Origin of the sequence: Tamlana flava, from assembly GCF_041287255.1 — a bacterium.
Lineage (GTDB): Bacteria > Bacteroidota > Bacteroidia > Flavobacteriales > Flavobacteriaceae > Tamlana > Tamlana flava.
Window position 1 is genome coordinate 774634 of record NZ_JBGGTX010000001.1, and the last position, 17283, is coordinate 791916.

14 protein-coding genes and 1 pseudogene are annotated in these 17283 nt (G+C 36.8%); 7 read left to right on the forward strand and 8 right to left on the reverse strand.

Annotated elements, in window-relative coordinates; all coding sequences use genetic code 11:
* Positions 1-17: 17 nt before the first annotated feature.
* The 3 genes from ACB104_RS03330 to ychF all read right to left on the reverse strand — a co-directional run bounded on the left by ACB104_RS03330 (position 18) and on the right by ychF (position 4130).
* Positions 18-1868 carry a DNA topoisomerase IV subunit B gene (locus ACB104_RS03330; protein ID WP_370476855.1) on the reverse strand — a complete coding sequence of 617 codons (1851 nt, stop codon included), beginning with the start codon at positions 1866-1868 and terminating at the stop codon, positions 18-20.
* 119 nt (positions 1869-1987) lie between these two features.
* Positions 1988-2893, reverse strand: coding sequence for a DMT family transporter (locus tag ACB104_RS03335; RefSeq protein WP_370476856.1), 906 nt, complete (start codon positions 2891-2893; stop codon positions 1988-1990).
* A 142-nt stretch (positions 2894-3035) separates the two neighbouring features.
* Positions 3036-4130 (reverse strand): redox-regulated ATPase YchF, encoded by a 1095-nt coding sequence (ychF, locus tag ACB104_RS03340; protein WP_370476857.1) that lies wholly within the window; start codon positions 4128-4130, stop codon positions 3036-3038.
* A 183-nt stretch (positions 4131-4313) separates the two neighbouring features.
* Between ychF and ACB104_RS03345 the strand changes: the two genes are divergently transcribed.
* Positions 4314-7001, forward strand: a complete 2688-nt coding sequence (locus tag ACB104_RS03345) for a TonB-dependent receptor (RefSeq protein ID WP_370476858.1) — start codon at positions 4314-4316, stop codon at positions 6999-7001.
* Positions 7002-7055: 54 nt separating this feature from the next.
* Here the strand turns inward: ACB104_RS03345 and ACB104_RS03350 are convergent, their stop codons facing one another.
* The gene (locus tag ACB104_RS03350; RefSeq protein WP_370476859.1) at positions 7056-7466 is read right to left on the reverse strand and encodes an ACT domain-containing protein; all 411 of its coding nucleotides are present in this window, start codon (positions 7464-7466) and stop codon (positions 7056-7058) included.
* 95 nt (positions 7467-7561) lie between these two features.
* On the opposite strand from ACB104_RS03350, the gene ACB104_RS03355 reads away from it, so the two are divergent.
* On the forward strand, positions 7562-9031 hold the full coding sequence (locus ACB104_RS03355; RefSeq protein WP_370476860.1) for a carboxypeptidase-like regulatory domain-containing protein: 1470 nt from the start codon (positions 7562-7564) through the stop codon (positions 9029-9031).
* Between the two features lie 162 nt (positions 9032-9193).
* On the opposite strand, the gene ACB104_RS03360 is transcribed toward ACB104_RS03355, so the two are convergent.
* From ACB104_RS03360 to ACB104_RS03375, 4 genes are all read right to left on the reverse strand, one after another.
* Entirely contained in the window at positions 9194-10423 is a 1230-nt protein-coding gene (locus tag ACB104_RS03360) for an endo-1,4-beta-xylanase (protein ID WP_370476861.1), read from the reverse strand.
* Positions 10424-10492: 69 nt separating this feature from the next.
* Positions 10493-11485, reverse strand: a complete 993-nt coding sequence (locus ACB104_RS03365; protein ID WP_370476862.1) for a Gfo/Idh/MocA family protein — start codon at positions 11483-11485, stop codon at positions 10493-10495.
* 39 nt (positions 11486-11524) lie between these two features.
* Entirely contained in the window at positions 11525-12130 is a 606-nt protein-coding gene (locus tag ACB104_RS03370) for a thiamine diphosphokinase (RefSeq protein ID WP_370476863.1), read from the reverse strand.
* Between the two features lie 81 nt (positions 12131-12211).
* On the reverse strand, positions 12212-12565 hold the full coding sequence (locus tag ACB104_RS03375; RefSeq protein ID WP_370476864.1) for a 4Fe-4S dicluster domain-containing protein: 354 nt from the start codon (positions 12563-12565) through the stop codon (positions 12212-12214).
* Positions 12566-12632: 67 nt separating this feature from the next.
* Between ACB104_RS03375 and ACB104_RS03380 the strand changes: the two genes are divergently transcribed.
* The 5 genes and pseudogenes from ACB104_RS03380 to ACB104_RS03400 all read left to right on the forward strand — a co-directional run bounded on the left by ACB104_RS03380 (position 12633) and on the right by ACB104_RS03400 (position 17281).
* The gene (locus ACB104_RS03380; protein WP_370476865.1) at positions 12633-13694 is read left to right on the forward strand and encodes an acyl-CoA reductase; all 1062 of its coding nucleotides are present in this window, start codon (positions 12633-12635) and stop codon (positions 13692-13694) included.
* A 73-nt stretch (positions 13695-13767) separates the two neighbouring features.
* Complete coding sequence (gene serC / locus ACB104_RS03385; RefSeq protein WP_370476866.1) at positions 13768-14832, forward strand: 3-phosphoserine/phosphohydroxythreonine transaminase; 1065 nt, start codon at positions 13768-13770, stop codon at positions 14830-14832.
* Positions 14833-14908: 76 nt separating this feature from the next.
* Complete coding sequence (locus ACB104_RS03390; protein ID WP_370476867.1) at positions 14909-15862, forward strand: D-2-hydroxyacid dehydrogenase; 954 nt, start codon at positions 14909-14911, stop codon at positions 15860-15862.
* 125 nt (positions 15863-15987) lie between these two features.
* Positions 15988-16626 (forward strand): annotated as a pseudogene (locus ACB104_RS03395) (DUF937 domain-containing protein).
* Positions 16627-16843: 217 nt separating this feature from the next.
* Positions 16844-17281 (forward strand): DUF6146 family protein, encoded by a 438-nt coding sequence (locus tag ACB104_RS03400; RefSeq protein ID WP_370476868.1) that lies wholly within the window; start codon positions 16844-16846, stop codon positions 17279-17281.
* Positions 17282-17283: the final 2 nt, after the last annotated feature.

Consider the following 17283-nt stretch of genomic DNA (forward strand, 5'->3'; position numbering starts at 1 on the left):
AAAATTTTAGCCCTTGTTTATTCAACAATATCCATTTCAACCTTCAGATTATCAATGATGAACTCTTGTCTATCGGGTGTATTTTTCCCCATGTAAAAAGACAATAATTCCTCAATGGACATACCCTCATCAAGCATTACAGGATCCAAACGCATATCATCACCGATAAAATGTTTAAACTCATCGGGCGAAATTTCACCCAACCCTTTAAATCTTGTAATTTCTGGTTTCGGTTTTAGTTTTTCAATGGCGTTTATGCGTTCTTCTTCAGAATAACAGTAAATGGTTTCCTTTTTGTTTCGAACCCTAAAAAGCGGTGTTTGCAAAATGTACAAATGCCCTTCTTTAATCACTTCGGGAAAAAACTGAAGAAAGAAGGTAATAAGCAATAAACGAATGTGCATCCCATCAACATCGGCATCAGTTGCAATCACTACATTGTTGTAACGCAAATCCTCTAGCGATTCCTCAATATTTAAAGCTGCTTGAAGCAGATTGAACTCTTCGTTTTCGTAAACAATCTTTTTAGTTAAACCGTAGCAATTAAGAGGTTTTCCTTTTAAACTAAATACGGCTTGGGTATTAACATCGCGCGACTTAGTTATGCTACCCGAAGCCGAATCACCCTCTGTAATAAACAAGGTTGTTTCTAAATTCCGGTCACTTTTGGTGTCACCAAAATGTACCCGGCAATCGCGTAATTTTTTATTATGAAGACTTGCCTTCTTCGCCCGATCTCTTGCAAGTTTACGAATACCTGAAAGTTCTTTGCGTTCCCGTTCGGCCTGCAAAATCTTGCGTTGAATTTTTTCAGCGGTATCTGTGTTTTTATGTAAATAATTATCCAGATAAGTTTTTACAAAATCATTGATAAACGTACGCACCGTTGGGTGATCACCACCCATATCAGTAGAGCCCAATTTTGTTTTGGTCTGGCTTTCAAAAACAGGCTCCATAACCTTGATGGCGATGGCACTTACAATCGATTTTCTAATATCGGAAGGATCGTAATTTTTACCAAAATATTCACGGATGGTTTTCACCAAAGCTTCCCTAAAGGCATTTAAGTGTGTTCCTCCTTGGGTAGTATTTTGCCCATTAACGAACGAATGGTACTCCTCACTATATTGGGTTTTACTGTGCGTTAATGCCAATTCAATATCTTCACCTCGTAAATGAATAATGGGATACAACGTATCGGATTCATTGATGGTTTCACTCAATAAATCCTTTAACCCGTTCTCACTATAAAATTTTTCACCATTAAAAACTATGGTCAACCCCGGGTTGAGATACACATAGTTCTTAAGCATTTTTACCACATACTCGTTCCTGAACTTGTAATTTTTAAAAATGGTTTCATCAGGAATAAACGATACTTTTGTACCCTTTCTTCGGGTAGTATCGTCAAGCATTTCATGGTTGGTAAGATTTCCTTGCTCAAATTCCGCTGAAGCCGATTTTCCATCCCTATTCGATTCAACCCTAAAATAATTTGATAGCGCGTTTACTGCCTTGGTACCCACACCGTTTAAACCCACAGATTTCTTAAAGGCTTTGGAGTCGTACTTTCCACCGGTGTTCATTTTGGAAACCACATCGACAACTTTACCTAATGGAATACCTCGACCATAATCGCGAACAATAACCTTATTGCCTTGAATGGAAATATCAATGGTTTTGCCTGCTCCCATGACATACTCGTCTATAGAGTTGTCCAAAACTTCCTTAAGCAGAATATAAATACCATCGTCTGGCGAACTACCATCACCCAGCTTTCCAATATACATTCCGGGGCGCATACGGATATGCTCCTTCCAGTCTAAAGAACGTATATTATCTTCGGTGTAATTGATTTGTTCCGCCATATATCTATTCAGTAAAATTTAGTGAGGGGTTGCTAATATAACATAACCAAATAAAAAAAGAAAAGGGCAGCAAACAAAGTAATTAACAATATATCCTTGATATTGTTGAGAACCTTAACTTAGGCTGTAGCCTTCTTTTTGGTTGACACGAGGAGGACGCCAATAATAACTATCAGAGCACCAAATAATTGCATAATGGTGAGATGCTCATTTAAAAAAATGGATGCCAAAACTATGGTTGAAATAGGACCAAAACCAGCAATAACGGCAAAATTGGATGAATTGATTCGGTTTATAGCCTCCGATACCAAATAGGAAGGAATAACAGTTGCAAAAATGGCGATTAAAAACCCCAGCATATAAACTTCCCACGGATAATTAAGAATATTGATTTTAGACACCAACCCATAATGAACAAACACGCAAACACAAGAAACCAACATGGCATAAGAGGTAAGCTTAACCACGCCCAATTTTGGTATTAACCAACCGCTTCCTACCAAATAGGAAGCATAAGTAATGGCACAAAGCAATATTAAGAAGCCTCCAATAAAGGTATCATTTCCCGAAATGGCCACTTCGCCCCAAAAGGCAATTACTATGCCCATATAACTCAAAATAATAGCTATTACTTGCGTTTTGGTGATTGGTTTTTTCAAAAACAATCGATTAAAAATCAGGATGATTGTAGGATAAAGAAATAAAATAATGCGCTCTAAGCTAGCCTTGATGTACACTAATCCAACAAAATCAAAGTAACTGGACAAGTAATAACCTAGAAACCCAAAAAACGCCACCCAAGCATATTCTTTCGAGGTAATTTTAATGGCACTTTCCTTTCTACTATAAATAGCGGCCACAACCAAATAAAATGGAAAAGAGAACAGCATACGCAACAACAAAACACTAAGGGCGTCAACTTGATATTGATATGCCAATTTTACCATCACCGCTTTGGAAGAGAACATCAGGATACCGAGTATACCGAGTAAAATGCCGTAAATAAATGACCTAGTTGATTTCATAAAACGAAAATAAGTTTCCGTTTTAGCTTCGTTTTCTGAAAAACGATGAAATTACGATGTTCATGAGGAAATTCAATAAAAATAAAAACTGAGCCTTGCTGTAGCTATTTAGCTAGTCGATAAACTCCCGTCTTTTAAATCCCTAAACATTAAACAAGAAGTGCATGACATCGCCATCCTTAACCACGTAGTTTTTGCCTTCAACACGCATTTTTCCGGCTTCTTTAACCTTGGCCTCACTACCGTAAGCAATATAATCGTTGTACGCAATTACCTCGGCACGAATAAAACCTTTTTCAAAATCGGTGTGAATTACGCCTGCCGCCTGTGGAGCAGTAGCGCCAACATCAACAGTCCATGCACGAACTTCCTTAACACCGGCTGTAAAATAGGTCTGTTGTTTCAATAGTTTATAAGCACCACGAATCAATTTTGCAGAACCCGGTTCGTCCAGCCCTATATCTTGAAGAAACATTTGGCGTTCTTCGTAATCATCAAGTTCGTTAATATCGGCCTCCGTGCCTACCGCCAATACCAAAACCTCAGCATTTTCATTTTTAACGGCTTCCTTTACTTTTTCAACATAGGCATTACCCGAAACCGCAGAACCTTCATCCACATTACAAACGTACATCACGGGTTTATCTGTAATAAACTGTGCGGGTTTTACAAAATCGCTATAATCATCCTCAGAAAACTCTAAAGCCCTAACTGATGTCCCAGTTTCCAATCCTGCTTTTATCTGCAGCAAAACAGCCTCTTCCTTTTGAGCTTCTTTATTACCCGTTTTGGCAGCGCGCTTCACTTTATCCAGTTTTTTTTCAACGGTTTCCAAATCTTTCAATTGCAATTCCATATCAATAGTTTCCTTATCTCGAATAGGATTCACGCTTCCATCAACGTGAACAATGTTATCGTTATCAAAACAGCGCAATACATGCAGAATCGCATCGGTCTCACGAATATTCGCCAAAAATTGATTACCCAAACCTTCTCCCTTGCTTGCACCTTTTACCAATCCAGCAATATCTACAATTTCAACCGTTGCAGGCATAACACGCTCGGGCTTCACCAACGATTCCAGTTTTTCCAATCTTGGATCTGGCACGTTTACCACACCAATATTGGGTTCTATGGTACAAAATGGAAAGTTTGCACTTTGCGCTTTTGCATTTGATAAACAATTGAACAACGTTGACTTTCCTACGTTTGGCAATCCTACGATACCTGCTTTCATTATAATTATTTTTTGCGAGTGCAAATATAAATTATATTCATTGTATATCTAGAATTATTGAAGTGAGAATTAACAAAATTCATGTGAATGTGAAAAAGTACAAAACAAAATCTTCAAAAAAATTTACATTTCATAAAAAACTTTTCAACTATCTTAGTGAAACTAACCAAAATATCCATATTTATGAAACAAATTTATTTTTATTTATTAGCGTTAACTACCTCATTAACATTAGCGCAACAAACTGTTTCTGGAACGGTAAAAGATGTTAATGGTGTTCCATTGCCTGGGGTTAATATATCAGAAGATGGCACTTCTAAAGGTACGGCAACAGATTTTGATGGAAATTATTCCTTGACCGTAGGTGAAAATGCAACTCTAACCTTTAGTTATATAGGTTACAATACTTTAAGTATTGCTGTAAACAATCAAACCATACTAAATGTTGTTATGGAAGAAGGTGTGAGCCTGGATGAAGTCCTCCTAGTTGGTTCTCGTAGCCCAAGAAGAACGGCTACAGATACAGCCGTACCTGTAGATGTATTGGATGTCTCAGGAATTGCATCGACGACTGGTAAATTTGAGGTTAATGAAATACTACAATATGCAGCACCTTCTTTTAATGCAACCAGACAATCTGGATCGGACGGTGCCGACCATATCGTTCCTGCTTCCTTACGCGGTTTAGGTCCCGACCAAACTTTAGTATTGATTAATGGTAAACGTAGGCATCAATCGTCTTTGGTTAATATTTTTGGAACACGAGGACGCGGTAATTCAGGAACTGACCTTAATGCAATTCCAGCTTTCGCTATAAAACGAATTGAAGTCCTTAGAGATGGTGCTTCTGCCCAATACGGCTCTGATGCTATTGCAGGAGTAATAAATATAGTTTTAAAAGACAATACCGATGGCTTTTCTGGAGGAATAACATATGGGGCTTACAGTACCGCTGTAGGTGAAGGCTGGGAAGAAGCAACGGGCGAAACCCTTAATAATGTTGAAGGTAAAAATCGATTGGATGGAAAGGATAAAAACTTTGATGGCGCCACTGTTAAAATTGATGCCAATTATGGTGTACCTCTGAACGACCAAGGTGGGTATGTGAATTTCACAACCGAGTTTTTATCCAAAGACCGCACCTTACGACCAGGCTTTGCATGGAGAAAAGGTTACGGTAGCGCTGGTGTAGATGGGTTTAATTTTATGTTAAACGCTTCATTGCCGGTAAACAATCGCACTGAAGTTTATGCTTTTGGGGGCAGAAACTACAGAGATACCGATGCCTATGCTTTTTCTAGAGATAGTTTTGATGATGGAGATAACCGCTCGGTCCCAAGCTTATACCCGAATGGATTTACGCCAAGAATTACATCAAACATCACTGATGTTTCTGTTTCTGTGGGTGTGAGACATCAAATGGACAATGGGTGGAATTTAGATTTCAACAATACTTTTGGAAAAAATAATTTCCATTACTTTATCAAAGGCAGTAATAATGCTTCTATGCAAAATGCGTCGCCAACCGATTTTGATGCTGGAGGACATTACTTATCACAAAACACAACGGGCTTGGACTTCAACAAGTATTTAGATGATGTTGCGTCTGGTTTAAGTTTGGCATTTGGTTTTGAATATAGAACTGAAAATTTTGGAATTTTTGCTGGTGAAGCCCCTTCATATGGGCTTTACGACACCAATGGAGTCATTATTACTAATCCAAGTAATCAAACAGTTGCTTTCGATTCCAACGGAGATGATTTACCAGGAGGTTCACAGGGTTTCCCGGGCTACAGCCCTGCTAATGAAGTAGACCGAAACAGAACCAATTATGGCATCTATTTTGACACAGAATTTAATGCAAGCGAAGCCTTTATGCTTGGTGCGGCAGTTAGATTTGAAAATTATAGCGATTTTGGCAACACTTTTAATGCTAAATTGGCTAGCAGACTAAAACTTAGTGACGATTTTTCATTAAGAGGTTCCATTTCAACAGGATTTAGGGCTCCTTCATTGGCGCAACTATATTATAATTTAATATTCAATAACATTGTAGCAGGTGAATCAGTACCTTCTCTATTATCGGCGAATAATAGTACTGTTACCAAAGCTTTTGGTATTGGACAATTAAATGAAGAAAAGGCTGTAAATGCAAGTATTGGATTTACGTTCAAAAAAGGAGATTTCACGGCAACTGTTGATGCTTATTCAATTACTGTGGACGACCGTATTATATTAACTGACAACTTCACAGACCAAGCTGTTCTCGGTCCTCTAAACGTAGATGCTGCACAGTTTTTTGCAAATGGTGTAGACACTAGAACAACCGGCTTAGATGTGGTTTTGGGCTATGAAACAAATATTGGCACTGATTCGAATATTAAAGTTGGTTTAATAGGTAACATAAACGACCTTAAAATAAAAAATATAAACAATGGCAATTTAAATGAATTTACATTTTTTGGTCCCTTTTCTCAAGCTTACCTGGAAGCTGCTGCACCAGACTATAAGTTTGGTTTAAATCTTGGATATACACACAAAAAGTTAGACGCTACGGTATCGTTAACACAATTTAGTGAAGTCACTTTACAAGATTTTCAATGGGTGGACTCACCAGCGACTAATCAAACTGAGGCAGAGGCATTATATGATGTAGCCACTGATGTATACAAAGCCGCGATGGTTGTAGACTTGAGTTTGGGATATCGAATTTGTGATAATGCCAAAATCAGCATTGGTGCCAATAATTTATTCAACAAATATCCAACACCACAGTTCGACGGATGGACAGACCAAGGTGGTTTGGCCGATTCCGTTCAAATGGGATCTGATGGAACTTATGTATTTGCCAGGATAAATTTTAATTTTTAAAAACAACAATAGAAAAATAAAAACCGAGCAATTGCTCGGTTTTTATTAGCTTATTTATTCAACATGATTTTTTGATAATTCATTCAATACTTCAATCGCTTTGTTTGAATCCTCTTTTGCCACAAATATGTGATCATGGTAAAATCCCGCAATCACATTACTACTTATATTATTCTTTGTCAGTTCAGATGAAAACACCGCGGTTAAACCGACAGCTTCCAAAGAAGAATGAACGGTTAAGGTAATCCAAGAAGCCACAAAATCATATTTTAAATTCAATTTATCCGCAATTTGTTTTTCAATTACGATTGTTACACCTTCAGCTTCTTTAAACTCACATAAGGTTTGCGCTCTATCAATAGTGGATAAATCGGATACCACAACAAAAACATAATCGCCTTTGTTTAATTTTGGTTTCATTTCCTTAACTAAGTATTTTAATTCCATTTTACCACTCATCACCATAACAATTTCAAAATTTACTCGCTTTTTAAATGTAAAAAATTTTGTTACAATATCTAAACTTAATCGTTATAAAGATTATAAACCATCGACTTAATATGAAGTACCTCCTATTAACACTTTCCTTGTTAATCGGCAATAACAGCCTTTCACAAACTATCACAGGGAGGGTCATTGACAAAAACAGCAAAACAGCAATTCCTTATGCGACCATAAAAACCGGTGATTATAGTGGTGTTATTTCCAATGATGATGGCTATTTTACCATACAGCATGAAGAGGACGACAAGATTATTATCATATCATGTATGGGCTATGCTACAAATAATATATCCATAAGCGAAATCAAAAAAGCCAGTAATATTATTGCCCTAAGCGAAGCTCTTAACCAACTGGATGAAGTTTATTTGATTAACAAAGCACCGAATGCCGATTCGATTATAGCAAAAGTAAAACGAAACATTCCTAAAAACTACGACTACGAATTGAACAAATATCAAGTTTTTAGAAGAAATTCCGATTATGTAGATTTTAAAAATTTAGAGTTTGAAATCGAAAAAGCATCGCACGTCAAGAAAAAGAATATTGAACAAGCCAATTCCGATTTGAAAGCACTTTCAAAAAAAATATGCGAAAGCGATATGACCCATTTTACCGATTTTAAAGGCGAATTGTACAGCTTTAATTTAGATAGCAGCAAACTCACCGTCAATAAAGCCACCAAACTGATTGACTATAAAAATGATTTTTCCATTGAAGATGTTCAAACCAAAGCCACACAGATTATACTCACTTATTTAGATACCACAAAAACCTATAAAGTAAAAACAGGATTTTTTAAAGTTGAAGATTCACTGTCGCTCAAAGATGAAAACTTTGAAAAAGAAGAAAAAAACGAGTTCAACATACCAAATTTAAATAACGTAACCCGAAACATGTTGCGAAAGGCGCAGTACTACAATAACTCCTTTTTAAGTGATATTTTGGATAGCGATTTGTATGAGTATGCCTTTGAGGAGATGACCACTAATAACGACGAACTAACCTATATCATTAATTTTGAACCCCGAAAAGGAAAGGCCAAATACACCGGAAAAATTTTTGTCAGTGATTCCGCATACGCTGTAACACGCATTGATTATAACTTTTATAAAAACCGACATGGCGGCAAATTGAACTTAAAATTGCTTTTGGGTGTAAAATATATAGCCAATGTAAGCGAAGGAACCTTGTTATTTGAAAAGAACAAAAACAACATTTATCACCTAAAATATTTAAAACAGACTGAGGGCAGTTATTTTTACGTAAACCGCGACTTAAAATTTATTGAAAATGGTTGGGCAAAAAATAAAATTGGTTTTAGCTTTAAAATTGAAGGCGATAACCGCAGTAAAAAAGAACTTCTTTTTACTGAAAATAGCAAATTGAACTTAAATGATTTTGCCTCTATAAAACAAGACAGCATTGTGCCATACAAAGTGCTTAACAGATTTGAGGATGCCATTTGGAAAGACGATGAAACTTTAGAACCTTTACAGGAAATGAAAGCTTTTGGTGTTGGGGAGTGAGTTTGGGGTTACGCTTATCGTAAAGATAAAAAGCAGTTTCAATTCTTTTTATCGATTGATAATCGAAGTTATATTTTTATTATCAGAAAATCAACACAAAATAGCTTTATTTATTTACAAGATTGTAAACAACAGCTATAAAAACTTTCAAAGGTTTCCCAATTAGTCACAGAGGTTTTCTTCAATCCAGTTTTGTCTCAAGCTTTCAAATTCTGAACCAGCATCAAAATTTACAACCGACCAAAAACATGCTTTTGGTTTTCGCTCTTTATCAAATAACAAGGGATAAGTTGCCCGCCCAGGCGCAAAATAGAATTCAAGCCAGGTATATTTATCTGAAATATGCCAGAATGAAAGCTTATCTATTTTATCGCTTTCTTCCCTGAATACCTTAAATAGCTCATCATACCGAGCGGTTAAATCTTCTTCTACTGAAGCATATGCCATTTCTGCTACATTTGTGTTTCCGTTGTACACATCAATGTCCAACTCACTGATTAAAAACTTCAGGTCTACACCATATTGTTGCCCTAAAGCATGAAAGTCATGAATCATATCCCTGATTTGTTCTGTGCTTGGCCAATTTAAAAACCAGTGCGCTTGTTCGGCAACAGCATCTATTTTTACACCTTTTTCAAGCAGTGCACCAATCACTTTTAATGCTTTTGCTCTTTTCTGTGGATCTGCAAGTCCGTATTCGTTAAATACCAATAACGCATCGGGGTCGGCTTCATGGGCAAACTGAAAGGCCAATTCAATAAACTCGGGCCCAACTATTTCATACCAATAAGATGGGCTGTAAAGGTTATCCCGGTTTGTATTGTCCGTTGAAATAACTTCATTGACAACGTCCCAATATATTATTTTTCCTTTGTAGCGACCAACAACAGTGCTGATATGGGTTTTCATTCTCTCAATCAGTTTTTCTCTTGATACTAGATTGTTGGGATTATCAGGACTTTGAAACATCCATTCTCCCGTTTGCCAATGCCAAACAAGACAGTGCCCGTGAAATTCTTTATTATTCATCTGGGCAAAAACCAAAAGATTATCCGCATCGTCCCAGCGCCAGTCTCCTTCAAATGGTTGAACGTAATTTGGCTTTAACTCATTTTCGGGTGTAATGGCATCAAAGTGGTATTGTACTAGTTCCCCTTCTAGGGAAAATCTTTGATGGTTCGCCACTGCCACGCCTAAAGGGAAGTAATTTTTATATTTTTGATTTAACGGTGGAACAAACCCGTAATTTTCATAATAGTATTTATCTTCTTCAGCAATGGACAAGCCTAAAGGCGCCTCAATTATTTCAACATTCTCACAATCAAATTTTGCTATTTCTGTTTTGCACGCGAAAAGGCAAGAGAAAAGAAGCAAAGCGTTAACAGTTAGCATTATATTAAGCGTTATATATTTTGTAATCGAAAGCATATTGATTAGTACTTGAGCAAATTCAATATTGTATTAAAACTGACTTTTATAAATTTCCAAAACCATTTCGGTGGCATTTCTGGCCGATTCACCAGTTATGAGGCAATCTTCACCTGTTTTTATGGCTTTTACAAAATCGCTTAATATAATTTCATGGTTGGTGGTATCGGCCACCGCTGCAGTTGCCGCACCTGTATGTGTATTTGCTTTTGCTCTTTGGGTGGTTGGGTTTTCAATGCCATCAATGTTCCAATGGGTAATGACATCGTTTTCCAAAATAAGGTAGCCTTTGCTGGTGTAAATTTCCATTTTTGCAGGAAACCCCGGTTTTGTAGCTGTTGAAGCTGTTATGGTCCCAATTATCCCAGAAGCATGTTCAAATATGGCTGCGCCGTGGTCTTCCACCTCAATATCATGCGCAAAAGTACCCAATTTACTGACCACCTTTTTAGGCTTTCCAAAGAACCAATAATATAAATCGATGTAATGGGAGGCTTGCTGAATAAAAGGCCCACCACCATCAATATTGTAAGTTCCACGATATGGTGAAGAATCATAATATGCTTGGTCGCGATAATTTTTTACGGACAGATCAACTGAAAATATACGTCCTAATTCATCGGCATCGATTAACTTTTTCACAATGGAGTTGTCTGAACTATAACGCCTTTGGTAAGCCACGCCCAACTGAACTTTGTGTTTCTGGCAAGCGTCAATCATTTGATCTATGCTTTCCAAAGTAATGTCAATGGGCTTTTCGCAAAGTACGTGCTTGCCCAATTTTGCTGCTTCAACGGCACTAATATGATGCAGGCCATTTGGGGTGCACACAATAACGGCATCAAAATCAATATTTATTTTCGAAATGCTTATAAAAAAAGGAAGATGTCTTAACAATTGTGGCTTTTCAGATTTGCTTGAAACTACAGCAACAACTTCGGCGTTCGCAATATTTTTCATTGCCGAAAGATAAGTATTGGCAATATTACCACTTCCAACTATGGCAAACTTAACAATAGAACTCATGATGATTTTTATTGGTTTGGTGTTCTGCTAAGTTACAGTTTAATCATTAACAAAAACAAATAAAGCCCCAGATTCGAAAGTAATGGTAACTTCATCTTCTATGGCCACATTTCTAGTTCCAATTCTGCCACCAAAAGTCAAGCTTTCCTTTTTAAGCGAGTATTGCAACCCTGATGTGACAATCCCCAATGCTTCAGGAAATGGCACCAACGAAATCGTTTTGCCCTTACATTCCTTAATTTTTGTGGTTTCGTCAGCTAAAAAATAATAGCCATAATTATCAAAAAAAGTAAGGTTCAATTCAGATTTCCATTTTATGGCAGTACTTAAATTGCCTAAAAAATGGTCTTGCTCCTTTCCGCTTGCACCGTAAACATGAATATTAGTGAAGTCTCGTTCTTTTAAAATCTTGAGTGCTTTTTCAAAATCAGTATAATCTTGATTTGGGGTTGCTATAGCCTCAATATTTTTGGGTAGTTTTTCCAAAGCATCAAAGTCACCACTAATAAAATCTGGAGTGATGTTATTTTCCGCAAAAAAACTGTAAGCACCATCGGTTGCACAAACCAAATCATATTTCGATAAGTTTGGCAATTGATTCGGTTGCTCACCGTCTATTAGGAGAAATGCTTTTTTTGGATTCATTGCAAAACTAATTAAAGCTAAAATAAAAATCCTAAGCCAAAAAAGCTTAGGATTTTTTTATAATTCATTATCGATTGCCAACTAATCCTCAGGATGCATAAAGCGTTGTTTAGCCAACAATTCTTCCTCTGTTTCCTCGTGGTCTTCATCAGGCACGCAACAATCTACCGGGCATACTGCAGCACATTGTGGCTCATCATGAAAACCTTTACATTCGGTACATTTGTCTGGAACAATGTAGTAAAGCTCATCGCTTATTGGTTCTTGAGCCTCATCGGCATCAACTTCTTTTCCATTTGTTAGCACTACTGTACCTTCTAAACTGGTGCCATCTTTATAGCGCCAATCGTCGGCACCTTCATAAATAGCTGTGTTTGGGCACTCGGGTTCGCAAGCACCACAATTTATACATTCGTCTGTTATTATAATTGCCATAGCGTTTTTTTCTTTCTAACTTTGCAGTCGCAAAAATAAAGCCAAAACCCGTCATAACCAAATTAAGATGCAATTACCTGAAAGAATTAACGCTTTTGTAAAATTAGGAGATTTTTTTAGGCAATTTTCTAATGATGTTATTCTAAAGGCGGACAATATTGCACATAATGACCTGTTTTTTGATGGTTTTAAGCATCAACTAAAATTGGCTGAAGAACATAACGGATGGTTTACCCCAGAAAACATACGTTTCGCCATAAAAGGATGGGCTGATTTGCTATCGACCGAAAATCTAAATAAATGGCTTAAACCCTACCAAATTAATAATGTTTCACCTAAAAAAGTGGCCATAATTATGGCGGGGAATATCCCTTTGGTTGGGTTCCATGATTTTTTATCAGTATTGATTACGGGCCATGAGGTTTTGGTAAAACAATCGTCAAGCGATAAACATTTACTTCCGTTTTTGGCCAAGTATTTGGAATATGTTGCACCTCAATTTAAAGGGAAAATAAATTTTACCGAAGCTAAGGTTGAAGACTTTGATGCGGTTATTGCCACTGGCAGCAACAATACGGCAAGGTATTTTGAATACTATTTTAAAGGTAAACCTTCCATAATTAGAAACAACAAGAATTCGGTTGCTATTTTAACTGGTAATGAAACTTCCGAAGATTTAAAAAATCTGTCAGAGGATATTTTTAGATACTATGGCTTGGGCTGTCGCAACGTATCAAAACTTTTTGTGCCAAAAGGCTACAAATTTGATGCTTTTTTTGAAGCCATTTACCATTGGCACCCCATTATTGACAGAGTAAAATACGCCAATAATTACGACTACAACAAAGCAGTGTATTTAATGAGCGAATTCGACATGCTTGAAAACGGGTTTTTCATGATAAAAGAAGACGAAAGCTATGCATCGCCCATAGCAACGGCGTTCTATGAATATTATGAAGATAAAGAAAGCCTTAAAGAAAAGCTGGAAACAGAAAAAAACAAAATTCAATGCATTGTTTCACAAGGGTTTGTTGAAAATGAAATTCCCTTTGGACAGACACAAAAACCGCAACTTTGGGATTATGCGGATAGTGTAGATTCCATTGAATTTTTGTTAGCAATTTCTTGAAAAAATTATTGATTTTATAACATATAATCCCTAATTAATTAGCAACTTTGCATCCTAATTTTTATAAGACAAAATGAAAAAACATAACTTTAGCGCAGGACCTAGTATTTTACCTCAAGAGGTATTATTAAAAGCTTCCCAAGCTGTAATGGACTTTAATAATTCTGGTTTATCTTTAATTGAAATATCACATAGAAGCAAGGATTTTGTTGATGTCATGGAGAAAGCAAGAGCTTTGGTTTTAGAGCTTCTTGGTTTGGAAGGCAAAGGATATAAAGCACTTTTTTTACAAGGTGGTGCAAGTACCCAGTTTTTGATGGTGGCCATGAACCTTTTGGAAAAAAGAGCGGGTTACTTAAATACTGGTGCATGGAGTGAAAAAGCCATAAAAGAAGCTAAAATGTTGGATGATATTTACGAAGTGGCTTCATCAAAAGAGGCAAATTTTAACTACATCCCGAAAGGATACTCCATTCCTGAAGATTATGATTATTTTCACTGTACATCAAACAATACAATTTTTGGCACACAAATGAAATCGTTTCCCAATTCGCCAATCCCCATGGTTTGCGATATGAGTAGCGATATCTTTTCACGTCAGTTGGATTTTTCAAAATTCGGGTTGATTTATGCTGGTGCACAAAAAAATATGGGCCCTGCAGGCACGACACTTGTTGTGGTTAAAGAAGATATTCTTGGAAAAGTTTCCCGAAAAATTCCATCAATCATGGATTACAAAAAACACATTGGTAGTGGAAGTATGTTAAATACACCTCCTGTGTTTGCAGTTTATACCTCTATGTTGACTTTGGAATGGTTAAAAAGCATTGGCGGCATTGCGGCTATTGAAAAAGAAAACGAAAAGAAAGCGCGTTTAATGTATTCTGAAATAGACTTAAACCCATTGTTTAAAGGATTTGCTTCTAAAGAAGACCGTTCAGAAATGAACGCGACCTTCAACCTTACCAACGACAACCTTAAAGACACTTTTGACACCATGTTGAAAGAAGCTGGCATTAGTGGTGTTAATGGCCACAGAAGTGTTGGTGGATACAGAGCATCTATGTACAACGCTCTTCCAATTGAAAGCGTTAAAGCTTTGGTTGAAGTAATGAGCGAATTGGAGAGCAAAGCATAATAAAATTTAATTTAAAGTTGAATGGCTTTTGTTCATTGAACTATCACCATTTAACTTTTAACTACTAACTAAAATAATGAAAATATTAGCAAACGACGGTATCTCAAAAAGTGGTATCGATGCATTGGAAAAAGGAGGCTATGAAGTAATTACTACTACCGTGGCCCAAGAGCAATTAAGCAACTACATCAACGAGAAAGACATCAAAGTTTTATTGGTTCGTAGTGCTACAACCGTAAGAAAAGATTTAATTGATGCCTGTCCTGGATTGAAAATCATTGGTCGTGGCGGCGTTGGAATGGATAATATTGATGTGGACTATGCCAAAAGCAAAGGCATTCATGTAATCAACACACCTGCTTCATCTTCTCACTCTGTTGCAGAATTGGTGTTTGGTCATTTTTACGGATTAGCCCGGTTTTTACATAACTCCAACCGCGATATGCCATTGGAAGGCGATACCAACTTTGGTAAATTAAAGAAAGCTTACGCTAAAGGTATAGAATTAAAAGGTAAAACCTTGGGTGTTTTAGGATTTGGCCGTATAGGTCAAGCTACTGCAAAAGTAGGTTTAGGTGCTGGAATGAAAGTGGTTGCATATGATCCTTTTATTGAAAAAGCCAATTTGGAATTGGACTTTTTTGACGGACAAAAAGTAAGTTTTGAAATTAAGACCATTTCAAAAGAAGAGGTTTTAAAACAGGCTGATTTCATCACATTACACGTTCCTGCTCAAAAGGATTATGTTATTGACGAAGCAGAATTTAACATGATGAAAAACGGTGTTATCATCGCCAACGCAGCACGTGGTGGTGTGTTAAACGAAGTGGCACTTGTAAAAGCTATTGAAAGCGGTAAAGTTGCCAGAGCAGCATTAGATGTTTTTGAAAATGAACCTAAACCAGAAATGCAATTGTTGATGAATCCTGCGTTGTCATTAACACCACACACAGGAGCCGCAACCAACGAAGCACAAGATAGAATTGGCACAGAATTGGCATCACAAATTATTACGCTAATGGCACAATAATTTGGCTTTATTAAACCAAATGTGACCTTAAGGTTAAAATTGAGTCCTAACTACATAAGTTGGGACTTTTTTTGTACATTAATTGTCCGAATTTTTTCTAATCTTTTTAAAACAAAATAATTATCATGTCCGGAATTTTAGATTTATTAAACAGCGACCTGGGGAAAACCCTCATCAATGGGGTTTCAAGTCAAACCAATCAACCACAAAACAAAACGCAAGATGTATTGACTATGGCTTTGCCTGTTTTAATGTAAGCTATGAGACGTAATGCTTCAACACCACAAGGTGCCGAAGGTTTGATGAGTGCTTTAAACAACAAACACGACGGTAGTATTTTAGACAACCTTGGCGGCTTGTTTAGTGGAGGTGTAGATTCCAATGTTCTTGATGACGGAAGTAAAATTCTTGGGCATGTATTGGGTAGCAAACAACAACGTGTCGAACAAACTTTAGGCGCCAAGGCAGGTATGGATGCCAGTTCCGTAGCGCAAATATTAAAAGTGGCTGCAACAATTTTAATGGGCGTTTTAGGGAAACAAACCCGCCAAAATAACGTGAGCAGCCAAAGTGGCATTGAAAGCTTATTGGGTGGTTTAATACAAGGAAACTCACCAAAACAAGAACAAAGCTTTTTAGAGGCCATTTTGGATGCTGACGGAGACGGAAGCGTTATTGACGATGTTGCTGGAATGGTTTTGGGCGGCAACAAAAAGAAAGGTGGCCTTGGCGGTTTGTTGGGTGGACTTTTCGGAAAGAAATAAATACGTTTATACAATATCTAAAAAGCGTCGAAGACAATGTATTCGACGCTTTTTTTATTAAAACAATCTTAATTAAAAGTTTATAAAGAAATGATTTTTGTAACTTTAAGAATAACCCAAGTTTCCCTCAACGGAAACCCCATTTAACTCATTATAACTTTTAATAAGCTTTATGGAACACTACTTTTGAAAGTATATTTTTTAAAGCATTCAAGCCATGAAAAAACTTATCTACATTCTATTTATTTCTGTTGTCATCCTTAATTGCAATACGACAAAACAAACTACTTCAAAAAAAGATGAACGGCTGGAAAATGCAAAAGAAAATGACACTGTTAAAATAGCCAATGAGGAACTGGAATATGAAATTATAATCATCGAGCCCGGTTTCAATTTTTGGGTGGCCAGCAGGGCCAGACCTCGAGGATTTTATTCTCAGCAATACCTAGAGAACAGAAACTTTCAATATGTTTTGGAATGGAACCAACGTGTGCTCCAACCGCAACAATACAACCCTCAGCTATATGAAATGCAGATTAACTACCAACAGAATATTGACTATGGCTATGAGGTTAATTACCTGCTCTACAACTACTTTATCTATTTTCAAATGACCTACAATCAGAGATTGGGGCCTTGGGCGCCTCGAATTTAAAT

Coding starts and splice junctions, on each gene's coding strand:
- ACB104_RS03355 (WP_370476860.1), top strand. CDS start 7,562: ATGAAGTACCTCCTATTAACACTTTCCTTGTTAATCGGCAATAACAGC.
- ACB104_RS03330 (WP_370476855.1), bottom strand. CDS start 1,868: ATGGCGGAACAAATCAATTACACCGAAGATAATATACGTTCTTTAGAC.
- ACB104_RS03350 (WP_370476859.1), bottom strand. CDS start 7,466: ATGGTGATGAGTGGTAAAATGGAATTAAAATACTTAGTTAAGGAAATG.
- ACB104_RS03390 (WP_370476867.1), top strand. CDS start 14,909: ATGAAAATATTAGCAAACGACGGTATCTCAAAAAGTGGTATCGATGCA.
- ACB104_RS03380 (WP_370476865.1), top strand. CDS start 12,633: ATGCAATTACCTGAAAGAATTAACGCTTTTGTAAAATTAGGAGATTTT.
- ACB104_RS03365 (WP_370476862.1), bottom strand. CDS start 11,485: ATGAGTTCTATTGTTAAGTTTGCCATAGTTGGAAGTGGTAATATTGCC.
- ACB104_RS03335 (WP_370476856.1), bottom strand. CDS start 2,893: ATGAAATCAACTAGGTCATTTATTTACGGCATTTTACTCGGTATACTC.
- serC (WP_370476866.1), top strand. CDS start 13,768: ATGAAAAAACATAACTTTAGCGCAGGACCTAGTATTTTACCTCAAGAG.
- ACB104_RS03400 (WP_370476868.1), top strand. CDS start 16,844: ATGAAAAAACTTATCTACATTCTATTTATTTCTGTTGTCATCCTTAAT.
- ACB104_RS03375 (WP_370476864.1), bottom strand. CDS start 12,565: ATGGCAATTATAATAACAGACGAATGTATAAATTGTGGTGCTTGCGAA.
- ACB104_RS03360 (WP_370476861.1), bottom strand. CDS start 10,423: ATGCTAACTGTTAACGCTTTGCTTCTTTTCTCTTGCCTTTTCGCGTGC.
- ACB104_RS03370 (WP_370476863.1), bottom strand. CDS start 12,130: ATGAATCCAAAAAAAGCATTTCTCCTAATAGACGGTGAGCAACCGAAT.
- ychF (WP_370476857.1), bottom strand. CDS start 4,130: ATGAAAGCAGGTATCGTAGGATTGCCAAACGTAGGAAAGTCAACGTTG.
- ACB104_RS03345 (WP_370476858.1), top strand. CDS start 4,314: ATGAAACAAATTTATTTTTATTTATTAGCGTTAACTACCTCATTAACA.